The organism is Testudinibacter sp. 'clade 2' (genome assembly GCF_006227735.1).
Lineage (GTDB): Bacteria > Pseudomonadota > Gammaproteobacteria > Enterobacterales > Pasteurellaceae > Chelonobacter.
This window is the reverse complement of the sequence record NZ_VDHB01000131.1, coordinates 20,525-27,988: the sequence shown is the minus strand read 5'-3', so window position 1 is coordinate 27,988 and position 7,464 is coordinate 20,525. Positions and strand designations below refer to the sequence as shown.

Annotated in this window: 6 protein-coding genes; all 6 read left to right on the top strand. The window is 47.6% G+C overall.

Translation table 11 applies throughout. The features are described from left to right. Window positions 1-130: 130 nt before the first annotated feature. The 6 genes from FHQ30_RS10315 to glmM are packed head-to-tail and all read left to right on the top strand — an operon-like array spanning window position 131 to window position 7,455. Window positions 131-1,438 carry an acetyl-CoA C-acyltransferase gene (locus tag FHQ30_RS10315; protein WP_139611781.1) on the top strand — a complete coding sequence of 436 codons (1,308 nt, stop codon included), beginning with the start codon at window positions 131-133 and terminating at the stop codon, window positions 1,436-1,438. A 43-nt stretch (window positions 1,439-1,481) separates the two neighbouring features. Next, on the top strand, window positions 1,482-3,701 hold the full coding sequence (locus FHQ30_RS10310; RefSeq protein WP_139611782.1) for a 3-hydroxyacyl-CoA dehydrogenase NAD-binding domain-containing protein: 2,220 nt from the start codon (window positions 1,482-1,484) through the stop codon (window positions 3,699-3,701). A 22-nt stretch (window positions 3,702-3,723) separates the two neighbouring features. Beyond that, the gene (locus FHQ30_RS10305; RefSeq protein ID WP_139611783.1) at window positions 3,724-4,356 is read left to right on the top strand and encodes a class I SAM-dependent methyltransferase; all 633 of its coding nucleotides are present in this window, start codon (window positions 3,724-3,726) and stop codon (window positions 4,354-4,356) included. Window positions 4,357-4,362: 6 nt separating this feature from the next. Further along, window positions 4,363-5,211 (top strand): SDR family oxidoreductase, encoded by an 849-nt coding sequence (locus tag FHQ30_RS10300; RefSeq protein ID WP_139611784.1) that lies wholly within the window; start codon window positions 4,363-4,365, stop codon window positions 5,209-5,211. A gap of 29 nt (window positions 5,212-5,240) precedes the next feature. Then, entirely contained in the window at window positions 5,241-6,068 is an 828-nt protein-coding gene (gene folP / locus FHQ30_RS10295; protein ID WP_176552656.1) for a dihydropteroate synthase, read from the top strand. 52 nt (window positions 6,069-6,120) lie between these two features. Further along, on the top strand, window positions 6,121-7,455 hold the full coding sequence (glmM, locus tag FHQ30_RS10290) for a phosphoglucosamine mutase (RefSeq protein ID WP_139611785.1): 1,335 nt from the start codon (window positions 6,121-6,123) through the stop codon (window positions 7,453-7,455). Window positions 7,456-7,464: the final 9 nt, after the last annotated feature.

The window sequence follows — 7,464 nt, the reverse complement described above, 5'->3', positions numbered from 1 at the left end:
TGGCGAAAAATAGTCTATAGCTCAAATTCTAAACAAAAATCAACAGACCCTAAAAAATCAGGATTAATTTCAGTAAGGATTTGCTATGCTATAGCAAGGTGAATTCTTAACAAGAATTGAGGTTTTGTAAATGCCGATTCAACAAAAACTGGTTAACGTTCGCGGCGAACGGATTGCTGTGGTGGCAGGTTTGCGCACGCCTTTTGTGCGACGAAATTCCGAGTTTAAAGAGTGTTATGCAACCGATTTGGGTATCATGGTGACCAACGAGCTGCTAAATCGTTTGCCGCTAGCGCGTGAAGTGGTTGAAAAATTTATTTTTGGGCAGGTGATTCAGCAGCCGGACGTGCCAAATTTGGCGCGCGAAATTGCTTTGACGCTCTCAATGCCACATGCTCAGGCTTACACGTTGAGTAGTTCTTGCATCACCGGTTTGCAAGCGGTGGCAAATGTGTGTAACGGGATTATCAGTGGCTCGATCTCCTGTGGCTTGGCAGGTGGGGCAGATTCGATCTCGAATGCGCCAATCAGCTTAAAACCAAAAGTCAGTCGCACCCTGCGTGATATTTTGCGCACTTCAAGTTATTCAAAAAAACTCAATTTATTCAAACGCCTCTCTTGGGACGATGTAAAGTTGCAACAAGTCAATTTGCGTGACGCTTTGACAGGCTATTCATTGGGAGATATTTCCGAACAAATGGCGCAAAACTTCGGTTTGAGCCGTGAACAACTGGATCAATATACCGCACTTTCACATCAGCGAGCGGAACAAGCGTGGCTGCAAGGGGTGATGAGCGAACAGGTGATGCTTTCCCACCCGGCACCTTATAAACACTATGTTACGCGCGATAATATGATCAGCACACAAGCTAGTGCTGATTATTATCAGCGTTTTAAACCGTTGCAGTCGGGACGGCATAAAACTGTCACGGCATGGAGCGTTTCCGAACCGGCAGATGGTGCGGCAGCGGTGTTGTTAATGCGCGAAGAACTGGTGGAACAATACGGTTTACAGCCGCTGGGCTACATTCGCAGCTTTGCGTTGACCGGCAATGACGTGTGGAACAATATGTTGCTGGGGGCGACTGCGGCATCCGCAAAAGCGTTGGCATGGGCACACATGGAACTGGGCGATATTGACCTGATTGAAATGCATGAATCTTCGGCGGCGCAGGTGTTGGCGAATTTGAAACTGTTTGAGTCGCAGCAGTTTGCTCAAAGCCATTTGCAGCGCGATCAGGCACTTGGCAGCATAGATATGGATAAATTCAATATCAATGGCGGTTCGTTGGCATATGGTTCGCCACGAGCGATTACTAGTTTGCGGGTGTTGATTCAAGCATTGCACCAGTTGCAGCGTCAAGGAGGAGAAACCGCACTGATTGCCTCCGGCGGTTTGGGCGGGCTGGGTGCAGCGATGGTGTTGGAAAGAGAATAGGCTTGGAACAGTGAATCTGAAAAGGGACAGGTAAAGTATAAAAATGCAAACCGATTATCAAATTGTAGCAAAAGCGGAGTATCAGAATGATGCACATGCCGATCTGTTTCGTCTGAGTTTTTATCAGGACAATATTGCTGTCATCGCATTCAATATCAGTGCTAAAAAACAAAATTGGTTGGACGAGCGTTTTATTGCGCATTTACAGGCATTGCTCGATCAATTGCCGGCTTGGCAGTTGCGCGGTGTGATTTTTGTTTCAAGCAAAGAAAATAGCTTTGTACAAGGTTTTTCGTTATCCCCATTGGAACAGAAAAGTGATGCGGAATTGTATCAATTTAGCCAGCAGTGTCAGCATTTGATCCAAAAAATTAAGGCACTGACTGTACCGACAATTTGTGCGCTGCAAGGTAGTTGCTTCGGTTTTGGGTTGGAACTGGCACTGGCATGTGACTACCGCTTGGCAACGGACGACATTGAAACCAGTTTTGCGATGCCGCAGGTGAAATCAGGGATTTTACCGTTTGCTGGCGGTTGTGCACTGTTGACCGCGCAAATTGGCTTGAAATCCGGATTATTGATGTTACTTTCCGGCAATAAAATCAGCGTAAACCGCGCATTAGAGAAAGGGCTGATTGATGAAGTCGTACCAAAAGCCATTCTATTTCAGGTTGCGGTCAACCACATTAATAACCAGATGTCGTCTACGTTGCAGAACGTGAAAAAAGGCTATCACCGTTTACGTTTTAAAGCGGAAAATATTGCTTGGCTGCGGCGTTATTTGATTGAGCAGGTCGAGCAACAAGTTTGGTTGAAAGCGTTTGACAATTATCCGGCAACCAAAGCGATTATTCAGCTGTTTAAACAGCGGCAAGAGGCTTTGCCAAGTGCGGAAAGCGATTGTTTTGTGATGTTATTTGGCAATAAAACCTCAGCAGTATTGCGACGGATGGAGCAAACTAACCGAGAAATGCGCCACCAATACCACGATTTGCAAAGCGACGACAAAATTAAGAAAGTTGCGGTGTTGGGCAGCGGTTTTATGGGCGCCGGGATTGCGTACATCACGGCTGCTCGCGCCGGTTTGCCGGTGCGGATTAAAGATATTAATCCGGACGGGGTGCAAAAAGCGTTGCGTCTCAGTTATTTGCTGTTGCAAAAAGAGGTGGATCGCGGTCATCTGCCTTATGGCAAATTGCTGCAAAAAATTTATCTGATCAGCGGCGGCGAGCGTTTTATCGGCAAACAGACGGCGGATATTGTGATCGAGTCAGTGTATGAAGATCTGCAATTGAAACAAAACCTGATTGAAGAAAGCGAAAGCTACTACGATAAGAACACCATCTTTGCCAGCAACACTCTCACGTTGTCGATTGCTGAGATTGCTGCCAAAGCGCAGCGTCCGCAAAATGTCATTGGTGTGCACTATTTTACCCCGGTCAGCCAGCGTCGTATGGTGGAAATTGTACCGCACTTTTTACAGCGAAACGTGCAAGGAAAGTTATCGCCACAAGGTACCTCACAACAAACGATTGCCAAAGCGATCAGCTTGGTGATCGAGCAAGGGCAAGTTCCGTTGTTGGTCAAAGATTCACCGGGATTTTTTATTAATCGAGTGCTGATTCCATATCTCCTGGAAGCCTATTATTGTGTGTTGGACGGTGAGGCGGTCGGCACCATTGATCGGGCATTGCAAGAGTTTGGCTTTTCGGTTGGGCCGCTGGCCATGATTGATGAAATGGGACTGGATATTTTGGTGAAAGCGTTGCCGACTTTGGAACGTCGCTTTGGAATCCGCTTTGCCTTGCCGCATAAAGTCGAACAATTATTGTTAAACGAGCGCAAAGGACGCAAAAATCGGCGTGGTTTTTATTTGTATCATTCTCGTAGTGGTAATCGTACCCAAGTGGATAAAAGCATCTATCAAGTGCTGGACACCACGGTAGAAAACAATTTGGAACCGGAGCAAATTGTGCGCCGCTGTATTTTGATGATGCTGAATGAAGCGGCTTATTGTGTGCAAGAGCAAATTATCAGCAACCAAAATGAAGGCAATGTGGCTTCGGTTTTAGGCATGTTTTTCCCGGAATTCAGAGGCGGAATTTATGCCTATATGCGTGATGTTGGCGCTGCGACGATTGTGGCAGAGCTGGAACTGATGATGGCACAACACGGCGAGCGTTTCCGTCCTTGCCCGTGGTTGGTGCAACAAGCGGCAGAGGAGCAAGTGGCACAATCAATGGCAGAGCCAACCGCACTTTGATGAATATCACCGAGGGATAAATATGGTTGGTGCGGGGCGTTGGGATAGCTATGCCAAATTTTATAATCTGGTATTGAAAACGGTAGCAGCACAGCGACAGCAACTGTTTCAGCATTTAGCCTTATCTGAACCGTTAAAGGTTTACATTGCCGGGTGCGGCAGTGGCTTAGATCTGCCCTATTTACCGGCGCAAAGTGCGGTGCTGGGGGTGGATTTTTCGGCAGAAATGCTGAAACAAAGTGCGCAGCTACAGCAACAACTGCAAGCGCAAGGACATCCATTGGCACTTACGTTGCAACAAGGTCGCGCTGAATTATCAGGTTTGGCGGATAACAGTGTTGATCTGGTGCTGCTGCATTTAATTTTAGCGGTGACGGATCAGCCACAGGCGTTGTTGCAAGAGGCGATCAGAGTGTTGAAACCGGGCGGCGTTATTTCGATTTGGGATAAATTTGCGCCGCAGCAAATCAGCAGACTGCGTCGAATTGCGGATTACTTCAGCCGAAGGTTAGGGACGACTTTGCTTTTGCAGATTGATGACTTGCTACAACCGCATTCATTGGTGATAATGCAGAGACACCGCATGTTATATGGGCAAATGCAGCATTTAATGATGACAACAGACTCGACAACACACAACAAAGAGAGAGGATAAGACGAGATGAATTCGGTAGCAATCGTGGGGCTGGGCTGGCTGGGATTTCCTTTGGCAAAACATTTGCAACGGATCGGCTGGACGGTGAAAGGCAGCAAACGCACCCACGAAGGCACAGAAAGCATACGCTTGAACGGGCTGGAAGCCTATTGCGTACAGCTGACGCCGGAAGTCGATGCCGATCCCGATGATCTGAACGAGCTGCTTTCGGTGGATTCATTGATTATCAATATTCCGCCGAGCCAATATTTTTTCGATACGCGCAGTTATGTCGAGGGTATCAAGAATCTGGTCAATGAAGCTCTGCTGCACGGCGTACAGCACTTGCTGTTTATCAGCTCGACCTCGGTTTTTCCGCAAAAAGACGGTGAATATCATGAGGAAAGTGCGGTTGAACCGGAATCTGATGTTGGACATGCGTTGTATGAGATTGAAAACTGGCTGTTAGCGCTAAACAGTGTTGATTGTGATATTTTGCGTCTCGCCGGGCTGATCGGGATCGATCGCCATCCGGTCAGCCATTTGGCGGGCAGACAACAGATCAAAGGCGGTAACCAAGCGGTCAATCTGGTGCATCAAACCGACTGTATTTTGGCGATGCAGCTATTGCTAGAAACCAGAGGATATAAACGCTTGTATCATTTGAGTGCGCCACAGCACCCGAAACGTGCGGATTATTATAAGAAAATGGCGCAGCTGTTGGCGTTGGACGAACCGCACTTTGTGACTGACGAAGCGGATTTACAGCGTATCGTACATGGCAACAAAATCGTACAGGAATTGGATTTTGACTATGCCTATCCTGATCCGTACCAAATGCTGCCGCAAGCAGAACAATATTTTCATCAAGACTAACATTACATCAAGACTAACATTACATTTTTATGAAAATCAGCCATCAAAAGCGCACTTTGGATTTATCGCTTCCTAAAATTATGGGGATTCTGAATTTCACCCCCGATTCGTTTTCCGACAGCGGACAGTTTTATCAATTGGATAAAGCGCTGTACCATGTCGAGCAAATGTTGGCAGACGGCGCAGATATTATTGATATCGGTGGAGAATCCACCCGCCCGATGGCGGCGGAAGTCTCTTTAGCGCAGGAATTGCAACGGGTTGTGCCGCTGGTGGAGGCGGTCAGACAACGTTTTGACTGCTGGATTTCAGTGGATACCTCCAAAGCGCTTGTGATGCGTGAAGCCGCAAAAGTCGGCATGAATTTGATCAACGATATTCGCGCGTTGCAGGAAGAAAGTGCGCTGCAAACTGCGGTTGAGCTGGATATGCCGGTGTGCATTATGCACATGCAGGGGCAGCCGCGTACTATGCAAGCAGCACCGCACTATCAGAATGTGGTGGCAGAAGTGGCAGATTTTTTGCGCCAACGTGCGGAGCAGTGCATTGTCGCGGGTATCAAAAAAGCACATATCATTGTGGATCCGGGTTTTGGCTTTGGCAAATCATTGCAGCATAATTATCAATTATTACAACAGTTAAAAGTTTTTAGCCAACTGGGCTATCCGGTATTGGCAGGCGTTTCACGCAAAAGTATGATTGGGCAATTGCTGGATAAACCAGTGGAACAGCGAATGGTCGGCAGTGTGGCGGCAACGTTGTTGGCGGCAATCAACGGTGCGTCGATCTTGCGGGTACATGATGTTGCCGCAATGGCAGATGCGCTAAAAGTCTGGCAGGCGATGCAACAAGCGTAACGTATTATTTAATCAAGATAATAGACCCTAGAACAACAAAAGGAATTTCATTATGGCAGAACGTAAATATTTCGGTACTGACGGCGTCCGTGGCAAAGTCGGTACTTTTCCCATTACCCCGGAATTTGCTTTAAAACTCGGTTGGGCGGCTGGTAAAGTGCTGGCAACGCAGGGCAGTCGCAAAGTGTTAATCGGCAAAGATACCCGAATTTCAGGCTACATGTTGGAATCGGCGCTTGAAGCCGGGCTGGCGGCAGCGGGTCTGTCGGCGGCGTTTATTGGCCCGATGCCGACTCCCGCAGTGGCGTATCTGACCCGCACTTTCCGTGCCGAAGCGGGGATTGTGATCTCCGCTTCGCATAACCCATATTGGGATAACGGCATCAAATTTTTCTCCAACAAAGGCACAAAATTGCCGGATGATGTGGAGGAGGCGATTGAAGCTATGCTGGAACAACCGATGGATTGCGTAGAGTCGGCGGAACTGGGGCGTGCCAGTCGGATCAACGATGCGGCAGGACGCTATATCGAGTTTTGTAAAAGCACATTCCCGGCGGCACTCAGTCTGGAAAATTACAAAATTGTGGTGGATTGCGCCAATGGTGCGACCTATCATATTGCGCCAAATGTGCTGCGTGAACTCGGAGCCGAAGTGATCGAAATCGGCACCAAACCAAACGGGCTGAATATCAATGAAAAGTGCGGTGCTACCGATATTCATGCGCTGCGTGAAATTGTGTTGCAGTCGAAAGCCGATGTTGGTTTGGCATACGACGGCGACGGTGACCGCTTAATTATGATTGATCATCTGGGCAATGCCGTTGATGGTGATCAAATTCTGTTTATTATTGCCCGTGAAGCATTGCGTGCCGGTAAATTATCGGGTGGAGTTGTCGGTACGTTGATGAGCAACATGGCGTTGGAAGTGGCGTTGAAACAACTTTCGATTCCGTTTGTGCGTGCTAATGTAGGCGATCGTTATGTGTTGGAAAAAATGGAAGAACACGGCTGGAAATTTGGCGGTGAAAATTCAGGACATATCATTATCTTAGACAAAAACAGCACCGGCGACGGCATTATTGCTTCCTTGGAAGTGCTGGCAGCGATGGTGCAACAGAAAATGTCGTTGAATGAATTGGCAAGTGCGGTCAAATTGTTCCCGCAGGTATTGATCAATGTACGTTTCAGCGGTGGTGCTAATCCGTTGGAACATGACAGCGTGAAGGCAATTGCGGCACAAGTAGAGAAAGAATTAGACGGAAACGGAAGAATTTTATTAAGAAAGTCAGGAACCGAGCCACTGATTCGTGTTATGGTTGAATGTGCTGACGCTGAGTTGGCGCAGCAATCGGCACAACGCATTGCCGAAGCAGTAAAAAAGGCGTAATAATTTTAT